Genomic DNA, 23172 nt, shown 5'->3' with positions numbered 1-23172 from the left:
AACTAACATATATCTTACGTGTGAATTTTTTGCTTAAGTTTTGGATAATCGTCATTGCGAGCAGCCGTAGACTGCGTGGTAATCTCATCAAATATCCTGTGAGATTGCTTCGTCAATTATTACATAATTTCCTCGCAATGACGACTTACAAGCCCATAAATTATATACGCATATTGCGTAATTTACAAGCTTTTATTCTTTTCGCCAAATAGTAGTACCATCAGGTCGATCTTCTAGAATTATTTTTTCCTCTAATAACTGGTTACGAATTTGATCGGCTAATAACCAATTTTTTTGTTTTTTTGCTTCCAAACGCTTATTTACAAGCTCATTTACATAGAGTTCATCCACACCGCTATTAAACCACTCGTTTGGAGTCTTATTCATTAAACCAATAAAATTAGCACAAGTAATAATAGCAGAGGCGTTAAGCTGCCTTTCTTCTTCAGTTTTAGAAATAAAAACACCTTTAGCGTAGTCATTAATGATTTTAACGGCAAGCGGCGTATTCATATCATCAAGTAAGCTTTGCATGAAATCATGAGGTAAATCTATTTTCTGCACATTAATATTTTCTATAGCTCTATACCAATAATTTAAAGTTTTCTTAGCATCTTCTATAGCTTTATCATTATAATCAAGAGGACGCCTATAGTGACTACTTAATAAAAATAACCTTACTACTTCTCCTTGAATTTGTTTATCCATTAAATCCCTTACAGTAATAAAATTACCAAGAGATTTACTCATTTTCTCACCGTTAACCGTTAGAAACCCATTATGTACCCAATATTTAGCATAGGTAGAACTTGGAAAAGCACATCTACTTTGAGCAATCTCATTGGTATGATGCGGAAAGATTAAATCTGCTCCGCCGCCGTGAATATCAAAATTCTCACCTAAATATTTGTAGCTCATGGCTGAACATTCAATATGCCATCCAGGGCGACCAAGTCCCCAGGGGCTTTCAAAATTCATATTTGCCGATTCATTTTGCTTTGCCGGTTTCCATAATACAAAATCTTGTGGATTTTTTTTGGTTTTACTATTTTCTACATGCACTCCCTCAAACATTTCTTCTAAATTTCGGTTAGATAATTCCGTATAATTTGGCGCTGATAAAACATCAAAATAAACATGATTATCAGCAATATATGCGTGATCTTTTGCTATTAAGCGTTCTATTATTGCGATCATTACATCAATATGCTTTGTAGCTTTCGGCTCAATACTAGGTAGCATACAACCTAAATATGCCATATTTTTATGAAACTCTTTCGTAACTTTATCAGTCAACTCATCAATAGTAACACCAAGTAGTGCAGCTCTATCGATAATTTTATCGTCAACATCCGTAATGTTACGTACATATTTTACTGCCTTCTCACCGAATATTTTTATAACTATACGATAAAGTAAATCATATACTACTCCCGACCTACTATTGCCTATATGAGGATTATAATAAACAGTCGGTCCACATACATACATTTTTACGTTAGCTTGATCTTGAGGATTAAAAACCTCTTTAGTACGACTAAGAGTGTTATATAAGTGAAATTGAATTTGCATATTTTATATTTACCAAAAACTGAAGTACATTTCTTTCAAAAGTAGTATTACTACATACTCCTTTTGAAAAAAGTTTAAAATTCGGAGTATAAATTAGCTTGTGATATATTAAACACATTTTGGCTAAAAAATTTATTGGTTAACAAAAATTAGTAATTAATAGTTCACATGAATTAACAAAAATTATATAGTTCGCCTCGTTTGTATTTAAAAAATAATAACTAATCGAGGTTTGAATGAATCTACAAAATTCCCACTCAAAAAAATATGTTTTAACTTTTTTTATGTCAACATGTTTGTTGACTAGTAGCTTTTTAAGTACAAGTGCTAGAGCGGCAAGCTTTAAAGATTTAGTTAGTAAAACCCCGGCATGGGAAAAGCACAATTCAACACAGCAACAAAATATTTGGAAAGATTTGACTCCAAATGAAAAAATCAAAAAATGGCAAGAAGCAGCTTTAGTTCCTAGTTTTACTCAAGCACAAAATGATCTAGGAATAAAGTATAAGGAAACAGATTTATCAAGTTTTTTAGATAATAATAGACATAAAGCAAGACAAGCAAGAGCTGAAATTTTATTATACATCGAAAGAGTAAAACAACAGGATTTTGATACAAAAAAACAAGAATATATTAATCAAGGTGTAGTTCCTACAGATATAGAAGCAGCAACAACTCTTGGAATAAGTTATGACCCTAGCAAAATAGACAATAATGTAGAACACGATCAAAAGGTACGTCGTGCAGAAAAAGACAAAAAAGCAGTAATCGAACTATATATCAGCTCAATAAACAGAGGTATTAAATACAAACATTATGTTGATAATGATATTATCCCTGAAATACAAGAAGTAAGGACTGCTCTTAACATGAATAAAGATGATGCACAATCTTTTGTTGCTTCAATAAGAACTGAAATTATGGAAAACGTAAAGGGACAATATATAGCCGATAGCCATATTCCTACAGAAAAAGAGTTAAAAAAGAAGTTTGGTATATCTCGTGATGATAATAGAGACGGCTATATTAAGTCAATAAGACTTAAAGTTATGGACAAAGAAAAGCCACAATATATAGCCGATAGCCATATTCCTACAGAAAAAGAGCTAGAGCAGAAATTTGGTGCTGATAAAGGTGAGGCAACAAACTATATCGCATCAATAGCAACTCAGATGATGCTTGGTAAAAAATCGTACTATATAGATAATAATATTATCCCTAACGCTGACGAATTAATGAATGAATTTAAGATAGGGCCAGTAAAAGCAATGTCTTATATAAACCAAATAAGAGCCGGAATAGAAGCAAACCAGTTTCTAAACAACAATGATACTACTAAACCATCTACCGGACGCTCTCAAAAAAAGAGCGGGAGCAAAAACGACCATTGGTATATGTCAAATCAAAGTCATAATACAGGAACATCTTCACGGATTTTCACGGGTAGAGCAAAGAAACAACGATATTTTTTTGATCCTATAAGTACTTTTAAAACTTACTTTAATACTAAAGCAAATAAGGGTAATTTAACGCAGTCTCAACACAATATAAATAGAATAATACAACAAGAAGAAAATATTGAAGAATTTAAAAATCTTATTAAAACAGATCCTATAGCAGCATTAACTCTTCAAGTAGATAGTAGTTATAAACAAGAAGCAGTAACGACTATCTTAAGTGATTTTAATGATGATACTATTCAAAGGGTATTATTTAGCAATGATAAGGGACAATTAGATTTCAATACCAATATTGACGTTAAAAATAGACCTATTTTACAAGAATTACTAGAAAATAGCTCTTCTGAAGAAAAAACTAAATTTGCTGAAAGAATTCAAGACTATGCAACACGAAATATATCTAATAGTCAATTTGAAGAAAAGGCACGATTAGATCTTATCAAACTAGCAGCAAGTAAAGATAAGAGTTCAGTAGAAAACTTTTTAACTCTGCAATTAGAGTTAAAAAACAGAATGCAACCCTATATTGTAAACAGCGTCTATATTTTAACACCAGAAATAGTAAAAGAAATAAATATAGAACTAAAAAATAAAGGGCTAATAAGAGATAGTTTAACTAAAGACTATATGATTAAACTAGCAAAAGAAGTAAATAACCACACATTAAATTCAGTAATTAAAGTAATATTATCTGATAGTAACATACTCAGCAATGAAACCAATAAAATTTTAGGGTTAGCAGTAGGTAATAATGCAAATAATTTAGAACAAACACAAAGCGGCATTCCGAATCCACCACCTCTACCGCTAAATGGGGGTATTCCAAATCCGCCTCCTCTACCGCTAAACGGAAACATGCCACCACCACCACCCTTACATTCTCAAGGCTTTAGTAGCAACTCTAAACATTTTGATTTAAATCAGTTACAAACAGAATATCCTCACATACATTCATTATATATTCAGTTTACTCACAATACTACTGTTCAATCAAAAGCACCACTTCAACCTACAGCTTCTAGTGCAACCAGCACAGTTAGAAGCACGCCAGAGACAGCTTATGCCAAACTATATGCAGAATATAGAACTGAGACAGGAGGTACAAAAGCTAATGATTTACAAGATCAGCTTATAAAAAGACAAGCTGATCTTACAAATGTTATACGTCAAATATTAACAGAATCATACGCCAACCAAGGAGCTGACGAGAAAACTCTTTTAAATTTATTTAGCATTTCAACCCCTGAAATCACAGAAAAAGCTAAAGAAGCTTTTAACACCCTTGCTCAAGACCAGTATATAAAAGATATAACCGTAAATGGTAAGAAAACAATAACAAGCGCAGAGATAATTAACAATCTTTTCAATGAAGACACTGATGATGCAGTAAAACGTATTTTATTATCGTCATGTAAAATATCTGAAGAATTAAAGAGACCTATTAAACTTCAATTCAAGCAATCAGAATTGATTAGAGAGTTACAGGGCAAACAAAATCCGTTTGAACAATTAAAATTTGCCTATATTAATGCAAAAAACTTCGATCAAGATATATTTGGCAATAGAGTCGACGAGTTAATTAACAACCCTAATATATTAACTATAGTACAACAAGCTACTTTTTTAATAACAGAAGATACAAACTTAAGAAAAACAATTAATTCTGATCAAGCACAGGCTAAACTTGATGATTTAAGAACAGCTATTTTAAGCACAATAAAATTTGAAGAATTAATTACAACAAATTTATCTCAACATGATTTTATTGCTATAGTAAAGGAAAAAGACCCCGAATTATTAAAAGAGTTTTTAAAAGCTACTACTCTCAAAGTAACAGGTAATAATAATTTAGATCAATTAAGATTAGCTTTGCCTTCATTTACAGGCATGAGCAATGAACAAATAAGAATTCTTTCTAATAAATTAAAGATGCCTATAATATTAAAAGCTCTTAAAGAGTGCTCGCAAGAAAAAGCTCCAAAATACATCCATACCGGAAACATGCCACCACCACCACCACCGCCACCGCCACTGCCTGATTCACAAGATTTGGAATTAGCTTATCTAACAAGTTTAGGGATTACTAAATTCAATGCAAATACATCTACTTTTAAAACAACTCCAAAAACTTATAACTTTAGCTCCGATATAGCTTTAAGATATGAAGAACTTGCTTTATCAGGACCAAAATCAGCAGGATATAAAGCAAAATACTCCGATGCCGATTTATTGAAAAAAGCTATAGTGGAATCAGTAGCATTTGAGCATTCAAAAAATTTATCTCAAGCTCATCAAAATAATCAGTATTTTGAACAAATCCAAGAAGCAGTCGACACTATGCACTCTAGCTTTACAGGTCATAGAACTGAAATAGGACAAAACATACATAATATTTATACTTCTAAACTTTTGGAATTAACAAAAGATAAAGAATTTATTAAATATGTTGAAGATAATATTATACTTAGCAAAAAATTAACGGAGGCGTTTACTTCCGCTGACTCTGATTTTACAGATTCTAGAACTGGACTAGAACAAAAAATACATGATATTTATATACAGCAATTGACAAAATATCCAGAGGAAGCGGTAAAAGAGGCATTTAATACTGCTAACCCTGATTTTATAGGTCCTAGAACTGAAATAGGGCAAGAAGTACATAATATTTATAAATCTCAACTTTTAGAGTTAACAAAAGATCAAGAATTATCTCTATTTACTCAACAAGTACTAGTAGAGTCTATTGAACTAGAACAAAAATATAGTAGTGATATTCAATCAGAAAATAGTAACAATGAAAAGAAAGTAGGGCTTTTAGATCAGGAAAAATTACAATCATTCAAACAAGTATTAAATCAGGAAAAATTACAATCATTCAAACAAGTATTAGATCAGGAACAATTACAATCATTCAAACAAGTATTAGATCAGAAACAATTACAATCATTCAAACAAGAATTAGATCAGGAACAATTACAATCATTCAAACAAGAATTAGATCAGGAACAATTACAATCATTCAAACAAGAATTAGATCAGGAACAATTACAATCATTCAAACAAGAATTAGATCAGGAACAATTACAATCATTCAAACAAGTATTAGATCAGGAACAATTACAATCATTCAAACAAGAATTAGATCAGGAACAATTACAATCATTCAAACAAGAATTAGATCAGGAACAATTACAATCATTCAAACAAGAATTAGATCAGGAACAATTACAATCATTCAAACAAGAAAACGAAGCTACAAATGACGAATCCTCAACAAAGGATGATACACAACCTGAAGATAGCAATAAAAAATCAGAGCAATCTGATTCAAAAACCGCTTTATCACCGAGATTATTGAGTTCTAACGATAGCAAAAATGATAAATCATCAGATGACAAAAAATCACTTCTAGCATTAAGATCTAGTGATGAAGACGATACAGGATATGCAACTGATGAAGAAGAATTAGAAGAAAGCAATAGCACCACTGACGGAGAATTAAAAGAAGAATTAAAAAAAGATGTAGTTTTAGAAAGCGAAGATGAAGCTATCGATGTGTCATTCAAAACTGAAGCAATTACAGAACAAGATGAGGTGACACAGAGACAACAGATATCTGATAATACTAGTGGGAAAGTAGCAATATTAGTTCAGGCGACTTCAACTCTTCACAAACCTGTTCACTATAATATAAATGATAGATTAACGGTTGCTGCAATAGGGGCCGGTGATGAAGAAACTAGTATAAACAGAGGGGTATGGATTAGCGGCTTATACGGCATCAACAAACAAAGAATTTGGAAGAATATTCCAAAATATCAAAATCGTACAACCGGCATAACCATCGGGACTGATGCTGAATTCATCAATAGTCATGATGTTATAGGAATAGCTTATAGCCGTTTGGAATCCCAAATTAAATATAATAAAAAACTAGGGAAAACAACAGTTAACGGTCATCTTTTAAGCATTTACAGTCTAAAAGAACTAATTAAAGGTTTCTCATTGCAGACTATAACATCTTACGGTCATAATTATATTAAGAATAGATCTAAAAATATTAATAATATAATTGGAAAATATCAAAACAATAATTTAAGTTTTCAAACTTTATTAAATTATAAATATCGTACAAAATACGATTTACATTTTATTCCTAATATCGGTTTTCAATATGATTATTCAAGAGCTAGCAACTATAAAGAGTATAATGTAGATATAGAAAATCTCATGATTCAAAAGAAATCAAATCAATTATTTGAAAGTAGCCTTGGCGGTAAAATAGTGTTTAAGCCTATAGTGACCACAAACAATATAGTATTAACACCAAGTTTGTATGGTAATATTGAGCATCACTTCAATAATAAAAATACAAAAGTTAATGCAAAAGCGACTTTTAAAGGACACACATTACAAGAAACAATTATTACACTAAAACAACCTAAGCTTGGATATAATATTGGTAGTAATCTACTTATGAGTAGAAAAAATATCAATGTTCTACTTGAGTATAATTATTATACGCATAGAAAGTATCAAAGCCATCAAGGACTTATTAAACTAAAAGTCAATTTGTAAATCACCAATAGAAAATTTAAATAAGGATAAGCTTTTCCTAAGAGCTTATCCTTTCTTAATGAATAAACTTATTAACCAAACTCCTGCATAGAATACTGGAGTACTAAATATAGTAAAAAATAAAATGAATAGCTATTAAGTACAAGATGACCTAATTGGTCAAAAGGAAAAATATTAAATAAGCTCATAATACCAATTACAATAAAAGTATCGATAAATAAAGAAATTGCTGTACTAAAATTATTTCTGATCCATAAATAGATATTAATATCAACAAGTTGAGCTATATAACAGGCAAAAGTTGATACTAAAAAAGATATTAGTAGCTTCCAATTTATCCATGAGACTTATTATTAAAACTACTATTATATTAAAAATAATAGCAAGCTTTACACAAAAATTGGCTCTTTCTTTACCGTAAAACTCAGCTATTAAATCCGTTAATAAAAAAGTTAACGGGTAAAAAATTGCTCCTATAGATAATTCAAGAATGTAAAAATTTAAAATATTAAGGTAAACAAATTTTTGCTATATTAAGTTTCCTACTATAATAAGGACTGTAAAAAACGTACATAAAATGATATAAATTTTTTCTTTTATATTAAATTCTATAGACATTTCTAAAATTATTTTAGGTGCAAAAATATTGCTATACTCTAATAATATATATTGGGAGTTCTGAAAACTATACTAAATTCTCTGATGTCATACCATTGATCCATAGGTGTTGTTACATGACTCCTGTTATGTCATTCCCGCAAAAGCAGGAATCCAATACTTTTATCTGTCACCCCGTGGTCAAGCCACGGGGTGACACAGTGGATTTTACCGATCCACACAACAATACCAACAAAGGTAGACAATGACAAGTATGAGAAATATTACTAAGATAAAGCTGTAACTATTTAGCTATAGGTAAACTATTTTCTGCTTGATTTTCTTCAATTTCATTAATCTTAGAAACTAAATCAGATTTCTTTTTTGAGGAAAGGTTAGCAAGTACTATTGCATTTATTAAAAATAATGTTGTAAGTATTATAGTGCTTTTAGTAAGAAAATTACCGACTGTTTTAGCACTGACTACTCCCATATTATTACCACCGCTTATACTACTAATTCCATCCGATCCACTATGCTGCATCAGAATAACTATAATTAGCAATATTGCAATAGTAATATGTACAAAAAGAAGAATGTCTATCATATAATAAAATAATCGTTACCGTACTTTAAATGTAAATCATACATTAGTTTTATATTATTTGCAACTTAGCTTTTAAAATAAACATAATACTATAATAGTATCTGACAGAAACTAGACTAAAATCAGCATATGAGTTTTTCAAGAAAGGTTAAAAACTCACAAAGCTTAGGATGTGTGGTGGTGCTACTAGGGGGAATCGAACCCCCGACCTCTTCATTACCAATGAAGTGCTCTACCCCTGAGCTATAGTAGCAAGATTATTTCAAACCCTTTTTGCCACATATTTGTAATTAAATCAAGAAAAATTTTGGAAATTCGTTTACTCTTTATAAAAAAGCTCTTATTCGATCTCTTCATTCGCTCCACTTATATGTACCCCATCATAAGATGCTACTGTAGTTTCATTAGCATGCATCCCAAATTCTTTCTGTAAATAATCACTTAAAATCTTTAGTGTTTTTTCTTTGGTTTGGCATGCTAATATCATTTTATTATCTTGTACTAACTTGTGTAATTTGGGTATCTCTTCTGCAGTAACAAGCCTCATTGCCAAACAACCATTTTCTTCTTATTGTAGAAGGTCAGCCGTTACACTCGTAGTAACTCTATGACATGTACCGAATAAGTCTAGATCTATCCTTGAAATTGCTTCGTCACTAGTTACTTCTTTAAAAGTTCTGGAATGATTGATGTATCCTCAGAAATACTGGCAAAGACTAATCCCTTTTCAGTTATTTTATGTTCACAAGCATCGCCATAGTAATAACTCTTAGGTTTAAAGACTACAATTTTGTTATTAAATTCAACTAGGTTTGTAGGTTTTGTAATTTTTTTTATATTTTATCTAAACTTCTATTTTTGTAAAAAAATAAGGCAATCAATGCAAAAATACAGCTTAATATGACATAATAAACTGCTGAGGTTACATGCCCTGTTTTGTGTAGTAAATATTCAAAGACAAGAGGCGTAGTACCACCAAAAATACTTGTAGCAGTGTTATATGAAATAGAGAGAGCAGTGTTACGTATATTTGTAGGATACAATTCTGCTTGTAATGCCGGTTCAGGACCGATATAGCTAGCAGCAAGTATAGCAAGTATCAATTGTGAGATAATTACACTTGTGAAGGCCCCATTCTCAAAATTATTAAGTAAAAATGGCGTTGTTACAATAATTATTATCAGATTAATTACAAAAATTTTCCTGCGACCTATAATATCGGATAGATAACCACTTAATAAAGTTACGGCTATCATAATCACGTAACACACGCTAGCAAGGCTATTTACCTCATTTTCAGTAAAGTTGCGGCTGATTTTTAAAAACGATACCAAGTAAATTGTAGTGAGATAGAATATTATCGAACCGGGAGCATTGATAAAAATCGAGATTAATATATCAAACCAATAATTGGTAATGACTTTTTTTAACGGTGATTGTAAAATCTTTTTCTGCTCTCTTAGATTTTTAAAATTCGGTGTTTCGTGTGTATTTTTTTTAATATAAAATGCTGCAAAAAGAATAAAAAAACCAAGTAAAAAAGGTATTCTCCAGCCAAAACTATCAAATTGTGAAGCTGTTAGGATATTCTTAACGATATAAGAAACAAAAGAACCAAGCAATAAACCGGAGCATATACTAGACATTGAAATACTACCGGTGAAGCCTTGGTGTTTATGGCTAGTATGCTCAATAACAAAGGAAATAGAACCGGTCAAAACTCCCCCCATTGATAATCCTTGTAGAATTCGTACACAAATCATTAATATAGTCGCAGTTATACCGATAGTATGGTAAGTTGGTAATATTCCTATTAATACGGTTGGGACAGACATGCAAAATAACGCACTAGTTAAGGCTACTTTGCGTCCAAATCTATCACCGATAACACCAAAAAATATGCCGCCCAACGGTCTTGCCAAATAACCTATAGCAAATACTAAAAAAACCTGCAGTAAAGAAGTATTAGCATCATCATTTAGAAAAAATTTTGTTCCTATTATGGGTGCAAAATAACCGAATAATACATAATCATACCATTCAAAAGTGTTAGCGATACCGCTTGAAAATACTAGTTTACTGCGATTCATGTTTTCTATTCATAGCTTTTTTTTCGGAATATATTATAAACAAGGTGGTAGGAATTATTATCACTGCTCCATGAAGTGTGCTTTTATCAGGAAATTCGTTAAATATGAAATATGCCGCTATTACCGAAATCACCAGCTCTAAATATCTATAAGGAGCGGTAGCGGTTGCATCTACCATAGAAAAAGCTTTAAGCAGGAAGAATAATATCAAGCTTCCACTACTACCGAGTACAAACAATAAAGCTAATTCAAAACTACTAGGAGTTAGCCAATACTGCGATGCTACAGGTAACGACACTATAGCAGTTACTATTGCCGAATAAAATAGCATGCTAATCATCGATTCTTTTATTACGAATTTTTTATTAATAATATCAAGCATAGCAAATGAAATAGCGGCTAATACAAAATACAAAATTTCTGGGTTAAAATCCTCGGCATGCGGTTTAAGAGTAACAACAAGTCCTATAAATCCTACTACGGTAACTACCCATCTTGGCCAAATAATATTTTCGTTCAGAAAAAATACGGCAAGTATTAAAGTAAATAAAGGAATAGAAAAACTTACAACTGTTGCAGTAGTAACGGGAGCTATGGTAAGACCGTAAGTCCAAGAAGTCATACCGAAAAATAATAATAACCCTCTTAATATATGTACAAAAGGACGACTTGTTTTTAAAGTATTTTTACCATAATAAACAACAAAAGGTAGTAAAACTATGCTACTGAAAAAGAAGCGGAAAAAAGCTACTTCAAAGCTATGTAAACGAGTCCCAAGATATTTAGATATTACATCATTGGCACTACTACTTACTAAACTAAGTAAAAACCAACCTATACCGGTTAAATATGTTTTTAATGCATCATTCATTAATATGCTCCAATAATTTCTATAATTTTACTTAAATGTCTTGACTTTTAGCATAAAAGAATTCTATCTTTTATGACAATGGTATAAATATATAAACAAAAATTTTATATAATAATACGGTAATCAATTTTAAGCAAGTAAAGGTTATAATTATATGTTAAGAATAGTGAAAAAATTAGGGATAATTTTGTTTGTATCCACCATAAGTATTAATAGTTTTGCTAAAAGCATGTATGATGATGTAGACTCTGCTTATGACTATGATAGTACACCGTATTACGAAAACGAAGGCAGTTTAGTTTTCAAGATGCGTCTAGGAGGTGTTGTTTCAAGTGCTAAGCAAAAAGGATTACCTACTCCTACCTCTCCTCAACCTGTTTCAGTAGGAGAAGTGGCAAAAAACGGTTATGGAGGTGATGCGTCCACTACTATATTCTTTAATAATTATTTAGCTACTGAATTATCACTTGGCTTTAATGTTTTACGCACTAAATATACATCCCTTGCAGCTGTTGCTCATAATTATGGCGTTGATAATGTTAAACTAGGAAAAAACAAACCTATTTATATGATTCCTGCAACAATTACCGGACAATTTTATATAGCTCCTTACGGTGGAATAAGACCATATATAGGTATAGGTTATCACGGTTCTTATATGCTTACTCAAGCTACCGGTCTTAAAATTAGAAACGGACACGGTGCCGTAGGACAAATAGGTGTAGATTTTTATGCTAAAGACGACACTTTAATCAATATTGACGTAAGACAATTTTTCTTAAATCCTAAACTTGAGTATAAATCGAATTTAGTAGGTAATAAAACCATGACCTCTAAAGTTAAACTTAATCCTTTAATAGTTTCTATAGGTATAGGATTTACTTTTTAGCCTTGTTGCATGGTTCTTGAAGCGTATTTGTCATCCCGCGACTTGATATCGCGAGATCCAGTTTTTTTATTTTTTTTGGATACCGTGGTCAAGCCGCGGTATGACACTAAATAGCTAATAATATAAACATACATTCACCTATGTCCCTACAAATTATCCAGTTATTATACTTAGTTGCGGCTGTTTGCTTTATTCTATCACTCAAATTCTTATCCTCACAGAAACAAGCACATTTAGGCAGTACCATAGGTATTTTGGGGATGGCGATAGCAGTCATCGTTACTTTTTTCCTACCGGATTTTACTCATAAATTACCCATTATAGCAACCATATTATTAGGTGCTGTAATCGGCGGGATTATCGCACTTAAAATCTCCATGACGGCAATGCCTCAATTAGTAGCGGGATTTCACTCTTTTGTCGGTCTTGCTGCGGTATTTGTAGCTTATGCTACAGTACTTGCTCCTGAAAATTTTTCTATAGGAATAGCAGGAAGTTTACCGATTAATGCATTAATAGAAATATCAGTAGGCGTCTCTATCGGTGCTTTAACTTTTAGCGGTTCGATTATAGCTTTTCTAAAACTACAAGGCTTAATGAAAAGTAGCCCGTTAAAATTCTACGGTCAGCAATATATATGCTTATTAACGGCAATAATATTGGTTATTCTAGTAATATTGTTTATTCGTTCAGAGAATATATTTTTATTTAATCTAATAGTCTTTTTATCACTGTTAATCGGAGTATTACTAATAATACCGGTAGGCAGTGCAGATATGCCTGTTATAGTCTCAATGCTAAATTCTTATTCAGGTTTTGCGGCAGCAGGTATAGGCTTTACACTTAGCAATAGCCTACTTATTATTACTGGAGCATTAGTCGGTAGTAGCGGAGCTATACTTAGCTATATAATGTGCAAAGCGATGAATCGCTCATTAATTAAGGTTATTTTTGGGGCGTTTTTGCCTGCACCTACTGGAATTAACAAGGATATAGACAACGATAAAATAGCAAAAACAAGCTGCCCTGAAGATGCGGCACATTTACTACTTAATACATCATCGGTGATAATTGTTCCCGGTTACGGTATGGCAGTAGCCCAATCTCAGCATATCATAAAAGAAATGGTTGATATATTAGAACGTTCAGATATTAATGTACGTTTTGCCGTACATCCGGTAGCAGGTAGAATGCCGGGGCATATGAATGTTTTACTTGCAGAAGCTAATATAGATTATGAGAAAGTACTTGAGCTTGAAGAAATTAATAGAGATTTCGCTACCACTGACGTAGTGCTTGTGATTGGTGCAAATGACGTAACTAATCCTGCTGCTAAAAATGATCCGAACAGTCCAATTTACGGTATGCCGGTACTCGATGTCGAAAAAGCACGTACGATTTTGTTTATTAAACGTTCTATGGCATCAGGATATGCAGGTATAAAAAATGCGCTATTTTATCACGATAATACTTTTATGTTATTCGGCGATGCTAAGAAAGTAGTTGAGGAGATAGTTAAGTTTCTAAATGAAGATTGACTTAAATAACTCTATTTGTTATAACTTCTTAAATTAAGCCAAAAAACAATTATCATGAATTCGCAAAAAACATTACCGCTTCTGCCAAAAGCCACGGCTATATGGTTAATTGAAAATACTTCTTTAACTTTTAAACAAATTGCCGATTTTTGCGGTATTCATGAATTTGAAATAAAAGGTATGGCTGACGGTGAAGTAGCACAATCTATAAAAGGTTTAAATCCAATTGCAAACGGTCAGTTAACTTTAGAGGAAATTGAGCGTTGCAGTAAAGATCCTAATGCTAATTTACAAATTTCATATAGCCCTGCTTATGAATTGATGAAAAATCAGAAAAAAAAACGTGCTAAATACACTCCTATAGCAAGACGTCAAGATAAACCGGATGCTATATATTGGTTATTGTCTAATTATCCGAACATCCAAGACCATCAAATAATTAAATTAATAGGTACTACTAAAATTACTATAGATGCTATTAGAACCCGTAGCCATTGGAATATGAATTCTATTCGTCCTCGTGATCCCGTATTACTAGGGATCTGTAGTCAAATAGACCTAAATAAAATAGTAGAAAGCCTAAAGCCTCCACAAAATCCTACAAAAGAATCATAAAATTATACTAACTGCTATCCTGCGAAAAGCTTGCTTACGTGAATTATTTTTGATTGTTGTTACCCCGCCTTGATCAGCGTTATTACGTGGCTCATTTATGTCATTCCTGTATAGTCAGAACATTGCTGGATAGACCGGTAAAATCCACTGTGTCAAGCCACGGAATGACAACGGATGCGTTTTTCAATCCACACTGACAATACTTTTCGCACAAACGAATTTTTTTTATGGATTAGAAAAGTGATTATTGCCTAATAAATCGTTTATCGCTAGGTAAAGTATAACTTTTATCGGTAGAACGATAGGGACAAATATCAATGCCTCCACGCCTAGCATATACTATATAAATAGAAAGAAAATCAGGACTTATAGCATTTTTAATATCTGTAAAAATACGCTCAGCACACTGCTCTGCAAACTCATTACAATTTCTAAAAGATATTAAATATTTCAGAAAAGAATCATATTTTAACTTTTTTCCTTTATATTTTATAACGATTGTACCCCAATCCGGTTGACCGGTTACTAGGCAATTTGATTTGAGTAAATTAGAATTAATCTCTTCTTCTACCAAAACATCTTCATACTCAATTAAACTATTATCGGGTGCACCGTAATTATTGCATACTATATCTAAATCATCGATATTTTTACCGCTTGGAACACCAAATTCTACTTTTGTATTTATAGAAAATATACGTCCTGTTACTTTAGCGTGTGTAACATTACTTAGATCCTGCAAGATAATTCTTTCTAGTTCTTTTACTGATTCAACAACAAAGTTATTAAAAGAATTTAGATATAATTTAAATGATTTTGATTCTACTATATTTTCAGAATCCGTCGGTATATAAAAAGTGCCTACTCCAACCCATGGCTTACCGTTCTTATTAAGACAAGATAGTTCATATGTATTCCAAACATCTACACCATAAAACGGAAGATTATTACTATTTATTCCAAGTTCGTTTCGATTATTTATACGTGGAATTTTAAATAATAAAGTTACATCATAACTATCTTTATAAGTACTTTTTTTACCAAGTAAAGAAGTAGATAAAGGCATTAATTATGCTCCTTGTGCTAAAATTTCTTTTTGTTGTAACTCATCATATTCTTTTAGCATATAACCACGTCCCCATACTGTGTCGATATAATCTCTACCACCGGCAGCATCACTTAACTTTTTACGAAGTTTACAAATAAATACGTCAATAATTTTCATTTCTGGTTCATCAACACTACTATATAAGTGATTTAAGAACATTTCTTTAGTTAAGATAGTTCCTCTTCGAAGTATTAATAGCTCTAAAATAGCATATTCTTTGTTCGTCAAATGTACTTTTTTGCCGTCAACTTCTACACTTCTAGTATCTAGGTTTACGCTAACCTTATCAAACCTAAATACTGATGCTGCATGACCTTTAGAACGTCTAACTATAGCTTTAATTCTAGCAATTAATTCCTCTCTTACAAACGGCTTGGTTAGATAATCATCGGCTCCGGAAGAGAAACCAGTAATCTTTTGATACGTATCCATTAAGCTAGATAAAATTAAGATTGGGGTTTTTATTTTTGCAGCACGCAATCTTAGTAATATCTCAAAACCATTAATATCCGGTAACATAAGGTCTAAGATTACTAGATCATAACCACCAACTTTACCAAGTCTTAAACCTTCTACACCAACTGAAGCTTTATCGCAAACTATCCCTTCTGAAGCTAAAGTTAGTTCAATTAAGTTAGCCATTTCCGGCTCGCCTTCAATTAACAAAACTCTCATTATTTTTCTCCATAAAATTCAATTTTTATATTGTGCTATAATTTAATTACAGTTAATTATTGTTAACTAAATTATAATTTTTTATCTAGTGCTTTATACATTCATTAATAACATAAGTAAAGAATATTTAATTTGATAAAATTTTTACTATTAAGCTCTATCTGTGGTTTAAAAACCATGGCGTTTAAAATGAAATTTATAATAATTAAATGATTTTCTTAGTTTTGATGCTCTGACATTTTCTTATGATATAAGGCACCAAAATCTATAGGATCAATCATTAAAGGCTGGAATCCTGCATCTTGAGTACAGCTAGCTATAATTTTTCTGGCAAATGGAAATATCATTGCCGGACAATGAACGGATAATAAAACCGGATGTTGTTCAGAATCAATATTAATTAAATTAAATACTCCAGCATATTTTAATTCTATCTGAAATAATTTATATTTCTCATTTCTTGCAATTGCCTCGATATTTAACTCTACTTCATAGAAATTTTCTTCCGATAAATTAGTAATATTTATATCTAGAGATAAATCAATTTGAGGGCGTTGATCCAAAGCCGCAAGAGAAGACGGGGCAGAAGGGTTCTCAAGAGATAAATCTTTTATATATTGTGCATTAACGGAAACATGCGGCATTGTCTCATTAGTATCGGTGTTTATTGTACTCATAAAAATCCTTATTAAAAATTTAATATAATTTTCTACATAAAAAAGTTATGTTAGCGGTAAAGTTACGCCTACTTGTTTCATATATTTTCCTTGGCGATCGGCATATGAAGTATCACAAATTTGATCACTCTTTAAAAATAAAAACTGACAAGCTCCTTCATTTGCATATATTTTAGCAGGTAATGGAGTAGTATTAGAAAACTCTAAAGTTACATGTCCTTCCCACTCCGGTTCTAACGGAGTCACATTTACTATTATACCGCATCTTGCATAAGTAGACTTGCCGACACAAATAACTAATACATCACGCGGTATTTTAAAATATTCTATAGTTCTGCCAAGGGCAAAGCTATTGGGTGGGATAATACACACATCTACTTCTCTATCAACTAAATTATATTCACTGAAATTTTTTGGATCAACCGTAGTAGAATTTATATTGGTGAATATTTTAAATTCATTAGATACTCTAGCATCATAGCCGTAAGAAGATAAGCCGTAAGAAATAATCTTTTCTTTATTATGCACTCTTACCTGCTTTTCCGCAAAGGGCCTTATCATACTGTGATTTATAACAGCTTCTTTTATCCACTTATCTGACATTATAGCCATAATCAAAACTTGATTTAATTAATAAACTAATGATTATAACTCATAATTATTTACAATACAAAATTTTTCTTTAAAACTATAAGTCTGAGACTAAGTGATAATAATACAACATTATATACTTAAAATTAAATTATTACAAATTAAAATAGTTTTTTATTGTCAATTCTGAAAAGTATTATTATATTATAGTATGGTTGGTTTATATTTATTAATACTAAAAATTTACTTTGTATAGTAAATATTTATTTAAATTTATAGGAGCTTTATTAAAGTGAAAAAATTATTATTAGCTGCAAGTATTATTTGCCTTGCATCGGCTGGTCTTGCCGAAGAAAATCCAACACCTGTTATTTCTAATTCTGATACTGAAATAAAATTAGAAGGATTCTATTTATTTGAAAACGGTTATATTAAACAGGATCATTTAATTTTATTTGATAAAAATGTAACTGATAATAGGAAAAAGCTAGGGTTTTACACGGAAGCAGCGTTTGCGGCCACTATTGCTAAAACTATCAATGATGTAATAGCAGGTGCTAAAATAGTGCTTCAACCTACTACAAGAGCAAAAACCTCTACAAGTTATAATGGATCACATATATTTATTGAAACTAGTTACGGTAAAGTAGAACTAGGCTCTCCTGCTGATGCAAGCGCTAAGTTGCGTATTACCGGTAGTCAAGTAACTGCAGGTACCGGAGGATGGTCTAGATATGCTCTACTTGACGGTCAATATATGCGATATAATGGTTTAAAATCGGATTTTGATACTAATGCTAGCTTTTATCTTGAGTCATACTCTAATTCTTTTGGTCAAATCAATGATAAAGCTGAGAGAGCTAGAAGATTGAATTTTTTCACGCCTAAAATGAAAGGTTTCCAAGCCGGAGTTTCTTATACTCCCGATACTGCTAATACAGGCGGTAATAGAGATATAAATAATTTAACGCTTACAAGCTCAGGCAGAAACGGAGTTAGTGTTTCTAAAACTGGAATAAAGACGGTTAAATTAGAGAATAACGAAACCATGACTATTAATCAGAATATTAGGGATGCTTTTTCTGTCGGCTTAACTTATGAACATGAAATTAGCGAAGATGCAGACTTAAAACTATCTGTCACCGGAGAATACGGTAAACCTGCTCGTCGCCTTATTCATGCTAAAATGGACGGAACTACAATTCAAGTGCTTAATACCTATAAACTTTCTAATTTAAAAGCATATAATCTTGGAGCTGTATTTACTTACGGTAATTTCTCTTGTGGTGCTTCTTACGGTAATTTAGGTAAAAGCTTAACCGCTAAGGAATATTATAAAGTCGGTCGTGATACCTATTATTACAATGGAGCAGTTGCTTATGGACAAGGACCTATAAAAACAAGTCTTGAATATCTTAAAACTTCAAGATATAAAAACACCGTTGATGCTGTAAGCCTCGCTACTGAATATAAGATCATGCCTGGTTTATTACCATATGCTGAAATTTCTCATTTCCAAGCTAAAGGTAAACCTGTATATTACCCTGAAGCACCTAGTAAAACAACACGAGGTACTGTTGGCCTTATAGGTACAAAACTTAAGTTTTAATTATTTACAAATTAATTGCCATCACTATTATAATCAAGGCTTAGAGTAATCTTATGCCTTGATTATTATATTTTTTTTAATTGAACTATCAATAAACTTTATAGTTCCATCGTTGTAATAATCTTGTTTTCTCTTCTGTTAAATCTTTAAACCATTTTATTAGCTTACAGTGCTCTAATTCTTGTCAAATTATGCTTAGCTTTTGCAAGTACCGGCCCAAACCTTGAAAAATTTATGCTATACTGCCTTTTGATTAAATAAAATTATATATTTTACTTTTTTTATTTTTAGATATTGATTTTCTCTGGTTACCATATATTGGCAACCACAATATATGGTAATCATGTGATATATGATTTTTATTATTTTAAACAGGAGTAACACTATGAATCATGCTCAATTTACAAGCTCAGGATATTCCTTTGTAAATGGATTAAAAGCAGTTACAAGATATGCAACCGCTTCTAAATACAGGGATTTTGAGACAGCATTGAAGTTTTTTAATATGCAACAGGATAATTCTCTAAAGATATGTAACTCAGAACATCGAAAACCAGCATCAGAGGACAATGAAAATCTTTTCCCTCCTATATTAATATGATGAAAATCTATTATTTTTTGGGAAGCCCATAGGAGGTAATTTACCAGTACTACCTCTTTTGCCTAAAAATGCAACAATGTTTTTCTCAAGTTTTACTTTTCCATTGTTATTCCAACCTAAGCCGTCTTCTTTATTGAATATTTTAATATCTAGAAGCTTAGCATTCTTAAATTTTTGCAGCGTTACACCTTGCCCTTTTTTCATTTCAGGTATTTCATCTATATTAAATACCAGTAATTTACGACTTTCACCGATACAAGCAATACTATCACCGTTTACAGGTAAACAAGCTATACATACATGACCATCCGGTACATTCATAATTTGCTTTCCTGTTTTTGTTTGAGCCATTACTTCATTTGAATTAACTAAAAACCCCTTACCTACACTACTTGCAAGTAATAAAAGCTGATCAGGTTTATAGACTAAAATATTCGTAATATCGTTATTACCTATATCCACAAGTAGTTTTATAGATTCCCCTGTTCCTTTACCTTTGGAAATATTATCGGCAAGCAAAGTAAAAAATCTGCCTTCTGAACTAACTATTAATATTTTATCAGTCGTGTAAGCTTCTAAAATAAATTTTTCTGCATCACCTTCTTTATATTTGATAGTCGATAAATCGGTGTTATGACCTTTTAACGAACGCACCCACCCCATTTTTGAGCAGATAATAGTAATCGGCTCTTTAGTAATGAAAGCCGTTATATCAACTACTTGATTCGTAAGCGTTACTTCCTCAAAGCTTGTACGCCTTGCTCCTATTACCGTATTTAATCCAAATTTCGTTTGTACTGTTTTGATTTCTTTTTTAACTATTTTCCATAGTTCTTTAGGATTATTTAGAATTTCTTCTAATATAGCTTGTTGCTTCTGCAAATTACTATGCTCATTAATAATTTCCTGCTCTTCAAGCTTACGAAGCGAGCGAAGACGGGTATTTAATATCGCTTCTACTTGTATTTCGGTTAGTTTAAACCGCTCCATCATTATCGCTTTTGGCGCATCTTCTTCACGAATAATTTTAATTATCTCATCAAGATTTAGATAAGCTATCCTAAGCCCTTTTAGAATTTCTAAACGATGCTTGATTTTGTTTAAAAGATAAGTTGATCTGCGAGTAACAATATTTTGTCTATGATATAGAAACTCTTGTAAAATCTCTAAAATATTCATTACTCTCGGCACGTTATTACTGCCGATCACATTCATATTTAACTGAATGCGGCTTTCTAAATTCGTTAGTTTGAATAGAGATTCCATAACTATTTGCGGATCACATCCCCGATCTCTCGGCTCTATAACCAACCTTATAATGTCTGTTGATTCATCTCTAATATTGCTAACAAGGGGAATTTTTTTATCCTTTAGTAATATTGCTATTTGTTCTATAAGTTTTGATTTCTGAACCTGATAAGGTATCTCGGTTACGACTATCTGATATGTACCGTAACTTAGCTCCTCTTTTTCCCATCTGCTTCTTACTCTAAGACTACCGCGTCCAGTAGTATATGCAGCATTAATAACTTCAGCTTTATCAATAATTATGCCGCCGGTCGGAAAATCAGGACCTTTGACAAAGTTTATTATATCGTTAATTTCAGCTTTCGGATGGTTGATTAAATGTATTAGAGCATCACAAAGCTCATGTAAATTATGCGGCGGTATATTGGTTGCCATACCGACTGCTATCCCTTCAGAACCATTAGCTAGTAAATTCGGAAAACTTGCCGGCATTATTACCGGTTCTAAATCGGCACCATCATAAGTAGGGCGAAAATCTACCGTATCTTTATCGATGTCCTCCATTAATAACGTACATATGTCCGTCATACGTGATTCGGTATAACGCATAGCTGCTGCATTATCACCGTCGATAGAGCCGAAATTACCCTGCCCATCAATTAAAGGATAACGCAACGAAAAATGCTGAGCAAGGCGTACCAAGGTATCATACACTGCCACATCACCGTGCGGGTGGTATTTACCTATTACGTCACCGACTACCCTCGCACATTTCTTATAGCCGGAATTCGGCTCAAGCCTTAACTGTAGCATTGCGTATAATAACCTACGATGTACAGGCTTGAGTCCGTCACGTACGTCAGGAAGCGAACGTGACATAATTGTTGATAACGCATAAGCAAGATAACGCTCTGATAATGCATTACCAAAGTCAATATTTTCTACTTTAGCTTCTTTCATAAGTTATTTAGTTTTTATTTATAGTCGTTGTTGCGTGGTTCTCTATGTCATTCCTGCGAAAGCAGAAATCCAGAAAAAAAGTATAAACACAGCAAATTCTTGAAATTAAAAGCTCGATTTATCTCGCTTTATGATGGATTTCTGCTTTCGCAGGAATGACATAAGAGTATACAAATATCACTTCAACACACAACTCTGCTTATTATAAGCTAATTTCTTACAAACCGCTTTAGCTTGACTAAGACTACCATAATCACCGGCTAAGATTAAATAGAAAAATTTGCCGTCATCATATTTAACTTTTTTGGTTGTGATAACAACATTTTTAAGAATTTTCGGGAATTGCTTTTTTATTCTTTCCCCTTCTTTCATTGCTTCTGCTTCAGATTTTACCGAACCTAGTTGTACTTTATAACTTTCATTATTTTTACAATTTTTAGCATTACTAACCTTATCTTTACTTCCTTTTTCAAGCTTTATTATATTTAAATCCGTTTCATTTTTGGCGTTATTATTTGGCTCTATTAATGCAATAAGATTAGATATTTCATCAAAAGATTCATCGCTTTGACTTTGGTTGCGAGAATCTATACTCATAGGTTTCTCAGGGTCAGGAAGCAATTTTACGGTTTTAATATTTGTATCTTTAGCAATAAGATTTTCATATATCGTACTATGTACTGCGGCTATTTGGTTATTTTCTATTATAGACGGTTTTATTTTTGTAGGCAGCTCATCAGGATAAATAGTAATTACCGGCTTACTATTCTGATAATATTGATAACCAAAATAAATAGCGGACATACATACTAAAAATACTAGAAATATTTTAATAAAAATATTATTGATCATATTTAGTAATTTGATAATAGAAAAACGTCATTGC

The 23172-nt window shown here is 31.9% G+C and carries 17 protein-coding genes, 1 tRNA gene and 1 pseudogene; 6 read left to right on the top strand and 13 right to left on the bottom strand.

All coding sequences use genetic code 11. The features are described 5' to 3' along the window. Positions 1 to 192: 192 nt before the first annotated feature. A complete protein-coding gene (gene cysS / locus RAF_RS00585; protein ID WP_012719374.1) occupies positions 193 to 1572 on the bottom strand; it encodes a cysteine--tRNA ligase in 1380 nt (459 codons plus the stop codon). Positions 1573 to 1808: 236 nt separating this feature from the next. Here cysS and RAF_RS00580 point away from each other — a divergent pair, with 236 nt between their 5' ends. Further along, positions 1809 to 7610, top strand: a complete 5802-nt coding sequence (locus tag RAF_RS00580) for an autotransporter domain-containing protein (protein ID WP_012719373.1) — start codon at positions 1809 to 1811, stop codon at positions 7608 to 7610. A gap of 45 nt (positions 7611 to 7655) precedes the next feature. On the opposite strand, the pseudogene RAF_RS07260 reads toward RAF_RS00580, so the two are convergent. The 6 genes and pseudogenes from RAF_RS07260 to RAF_RS00555 form a co-directional block, all read right to left on the bottom strand. Continuing rightward, positions 7656 to 8228: pseudogene (locus tag RAF_RS07260) on the bottom strand (VUT family protein). Between the two features lie 283 nt (positions 8229 to 8511). Further along, positions 8512 to 8814 carry a preprotein translocase subunit SecG gene (gene secG, locus RAF_RS00575; protein WP_012719372.1) on the bottom strand — a complete coding sequence of 101 codons (303 nt, stop codon included), beginning with the start codon at positions 8812 to 8814 and terminating at the stop codon, positions 8512 to 8514. Positions 8815 to 8992: 178 nt separating this feature from the next. Continuing rightward, positions 8993 to 9067: transfer RNA gene (locus tag RAF_RS00570), tRNA-Thr, on the bottom strand. 87 nt (positions 9068 to 9154) lie between these two features. Beyond that, on the bottom strand, positions 9155 to 9367 hold the full coding sequence (locus RAF_RS00565; RefSeq protein WP_014273150.1) for a hypothetical protein: 213 nt from the start codon (positions 9365 to 9367) through the stop codon (positions 9155 to 9157). Positions 9368 to 9647: 280 nt separating this feature from the next. Beyond that, a complete protein-coding gene (locus tag RAF_RS00560) occupies positions 9648 to 10904 on the bottom strand; it encodes an MFS transporter (RefSeq protein ID WP_012719371.1) in 1257 nt (418 codons plus the stop codon). Then, positions 10891 to 11775 carry a DMT family transporter gene (locus RAF_RS00555; RefSeq protein WP_004996775.1) on the bottom strand — a complete coding sequence of 295 codons (885 nt, stop codon included), beginning with the start codon at positions 11773 to 11775 and terminating at the stop codon, positions 10891 to 10893. Before RAF_RS00555 ends, RAF_RS00560 begins: the two co-directional genes overlap by 14 nt. Positions 11776 to 11929: 154 nt before the next feature. Here RAF_RS00555 and RAF_RS00550 point away from each other — a divergent pair, with 154 nt between their 5' ends. From RAF_RS00550 to RAF_RS00540, 3 genes are all read left to right on the top strand, one after another. Continuing rightward, positions 11930 to 12664, top strand: coding sequence for an OmpW family outer membrane protein (locus tag RAF_RS00550; protein WP_012719370.1), 735 nt, complete (start codon positions 11930 to 11932; stop codon positions 12662 to 12664). A gap of 140 nt (positions 12665 to 12804) precedes the next feature. Then, on the top strand, positions 12805 to 14202 hold the full coding sequence (locus tag RAF_RS00545) for an NAD(P)(+) transhydrogenase (Re/Si-specific) subunit beta (protein ID WP_012719369.1): 1398 nt from the start codon (positions 12805 to 12807) through the stop codon (positions 14200 to 14202). 54 nt (positions 14203 to 14256) lie between these two features. Then, on the top strand, positions 14257 to 14817 hold the full coding sequence (locus RAF_RS00540; protein WP_010976786.1) for a DUF1013 domain-containing protein: 561 nt from the start codon (positions 14257 to 14259) through the stop codon (positions 14815 to 14817). 244 nt (positions 14818 to 15061) lie between these two features. On the opposite strand, the gene queF is transcribed toward RAF_RS00540, so the two are convergent. The 4 genes from queF to dcd form a co-directional block, all read right to left on the bottom strand. After that, entirely contained in the window at positions 15062 to 15883 is an 822-nt protein-coding gene (gene queF, locus RAF_RS00535) for an NADPH-dependent 7-cyano-7-deazaguanine reductase QueF (RefSeq protein WP_012719368.1), read from the bottom strand. A gap of 3 nt (positions 15884 to 15886) precedes the next feature. Beyond that, positions 15887 to 16600 carry a response regulator transcription factor CtrA gene (ctrA, locus tag RAF_RS00530; protein ID WP_012719367.1) on the bottom strand — a complete coding sequence of 238 codons (714 nt, stop codon included), beginning with the start codon at positions 16598 to 16600 and terminating at the stop codon, positions 15887 to 15889. A 218-nt stretch (positions 16601 to 16818) separates the two neighbouring features. After that, positions 16819 to 17277, bottom strand: a complete 459-nt coding sequence (secB, locus tag RAF_RS00525; protein ID WP_012719366.1) for a protein-export chaperone SecB — start codon at positions 17275 to 17277, stop codon at positions 16819 to 16821. 45 nt (positions 17278 to 17322) lie between these two features. Beyond that, positions 17323 to 17889, bottom strand: a complete 567-nt coding sequence (gene dcd, locus RAF_RS00520) for a dCTP deaminase (protein WP_004996797.1) — start codon at positions 17887 to 17889, stop codon at positions 17323 to 17325. Between the two features lie 271 nt (positions 17890 to 18160). On the opposite strand from dcd, the gene RAF_RS00515 reads away from it, so the two are divergent. Beyond that, positions 18161 to 19477, top strand: coding sequence for a porin (locus RAF_RS00515; protein ID WP_012719365.1), 1317 nt, complete (start codon positions 18161 to 18163; stop codon positions 19475 to 19477). Between the two features lie 385 nt (positions 19478 to 19862). After that, a complete protein-coding gene (locus RAF_RS00510) occupies positions 19863 to 20078 on the top strand; it encodes a hypothetical protein (RefSeq protein ID WP_041471795.1) in 216 nt (71 codons plus the stop codon). Here the strand turns inward: RAF_RS00510 and parC are convergent. Next, a complete protein-coding gene (gene parC, locus RAF_RS00505; protein ID WP_012719363.1) occupies positions 20070 to 22286 on the bottom strand; it encodes a DNA topoisomerase IV subunit A in 2217 nt (738 codons plus the stop codon). The two genes, RAF_RS00510 and parC, sit on opposite strands and share 9 nt — an antisense overlap. Positions 22287 to 22463: 177 nt before the next feature. Beyond that, complete coding sequence (locus tag RAF_RS00500) at positions 22464 to 23138, bottom strand: SPOR domain-containing protein (RefSeq protein ID WP_010976780.1); 675 nt, start codon at positions 23136 to 23138, stop codon at positions 22464 to 22466. Between the last annotated feature and the right edge of the window lie 34 nt (positions 23139 to 23172).

The sequence above is a fragment of the Rickettsia africae ESF-5 genome (assembly GCF_000023005.1).
Taxonomy (GTDB): domain Bacteria; phylum Pseudomonadota; class Alphaproteobacteria; order Rickettsiales; family Rickettsiaceae; genus Rickettsia; species Rickettsia rickettsii.
Note: the sequence above shows the minus strand (reverse complement) of the source record. Positions and strands in the feature narration are given on the sequence as shown.

Bases quoted from the DNA above. Each gene is read 5' to 3' on its own strand.
- cysS (WP_012719374.1), bottom strand. From the start codon at position 1,572: ATGCAAATTCAATTTCACTTATATAACACTCTTAGTCGTACTAAAGAG.
- RAF_RS00580 (WP_012719373.1), top strand. From the start codon at position 1,809: ATGAATCTACAAAATTCCCACTCAAAAAAATATGTTTTAACTTTTTTT.
- secG (WP_012719372.1), bottom strand. From the start codon at position 8,814: ATGATAGACATTCTTCTTTTTGTACATATTACTATTGCAATATTGCTA.
- RAF_RS00560 (WP_012719371.1), bottom strand. From the start codon at position 10,904: ATGAATCGCAGTAAACTAGTATTTTCAAGCGGTATCGCTAACACTTTT.
- RAF_RS00555 (WP_004996775.1), bottom strand. From the start codon at position 11,775: ATGAATGATGCATTAAAAACATATTTAACCGGTATAGGTTGGTTTTTA.
- RAF_RS00550 (WP_012719370.1), top strand. From the start codon at position 11,930: ATGTTAAGAATAGTGAAAAAATTAGGGATAATTTTGTTTGTATCCACC.
- RAF_RS00545 (WP_012719369.1), top strand. From the start codon at position 12,805: ATGTCCCTACAAATTATCCAGTTATTATACTTAGTTGCGGCTGTTTGC.
- RAF_RS00540 (WP_010976786.1), top strand. From the start codon at position 14,257: ATGAATTCGCAAAAAACATTACCGCTTCTGCCAAAAGCCACGGCTATA.
- queF (WP_012719368.1), bottom strand. From the start codon at position 15,883: ATGCCTTTATCTACTTCTTTACTTGGTAAAAAAAGTACTTATAAAGAT.
- ctrA (WP_012719367.1), bottom strand. From the start codon at position 16,600: ATGAGAGTTTTGTTAATTGAAGGCGAGCCGGAAATGGCTAACTTAATT.
- secB (WP_012719366.1), bottom strand. From the start codon at position 17,277: ATGAGTACAATAAACACCGATACTAATGAGACAATGCCGCATGTTTCC.
- dcd (WP_004996797.1), bottom strand. From the start codon at position 17,889: ATGGCTATAATGTCAGATAAGTGGATAAAAGAAGCTGTTATAAATCAC.
- RAF_RS00510 (WP_041471795.1), top strand. From the start codon at position 19,863: ATGAATCATGCTCAATTTACAAGCTCAGGATATTCCTTTGTAAATGGA.
- parC (WP_012719363.1), bottom strand. From the start codon at position 22,286: ATGAAAGAAGCTAAAGTAGAAAATATTGACTTTGGTAATGCATTATCA.
- RAF_RS00500 (WP_010976780.1), bottom strand. From the start codon at position 23,138: ATGATCAATAATATTTTTATTAAAATATTTCTAGTATTTTTAGTATGT.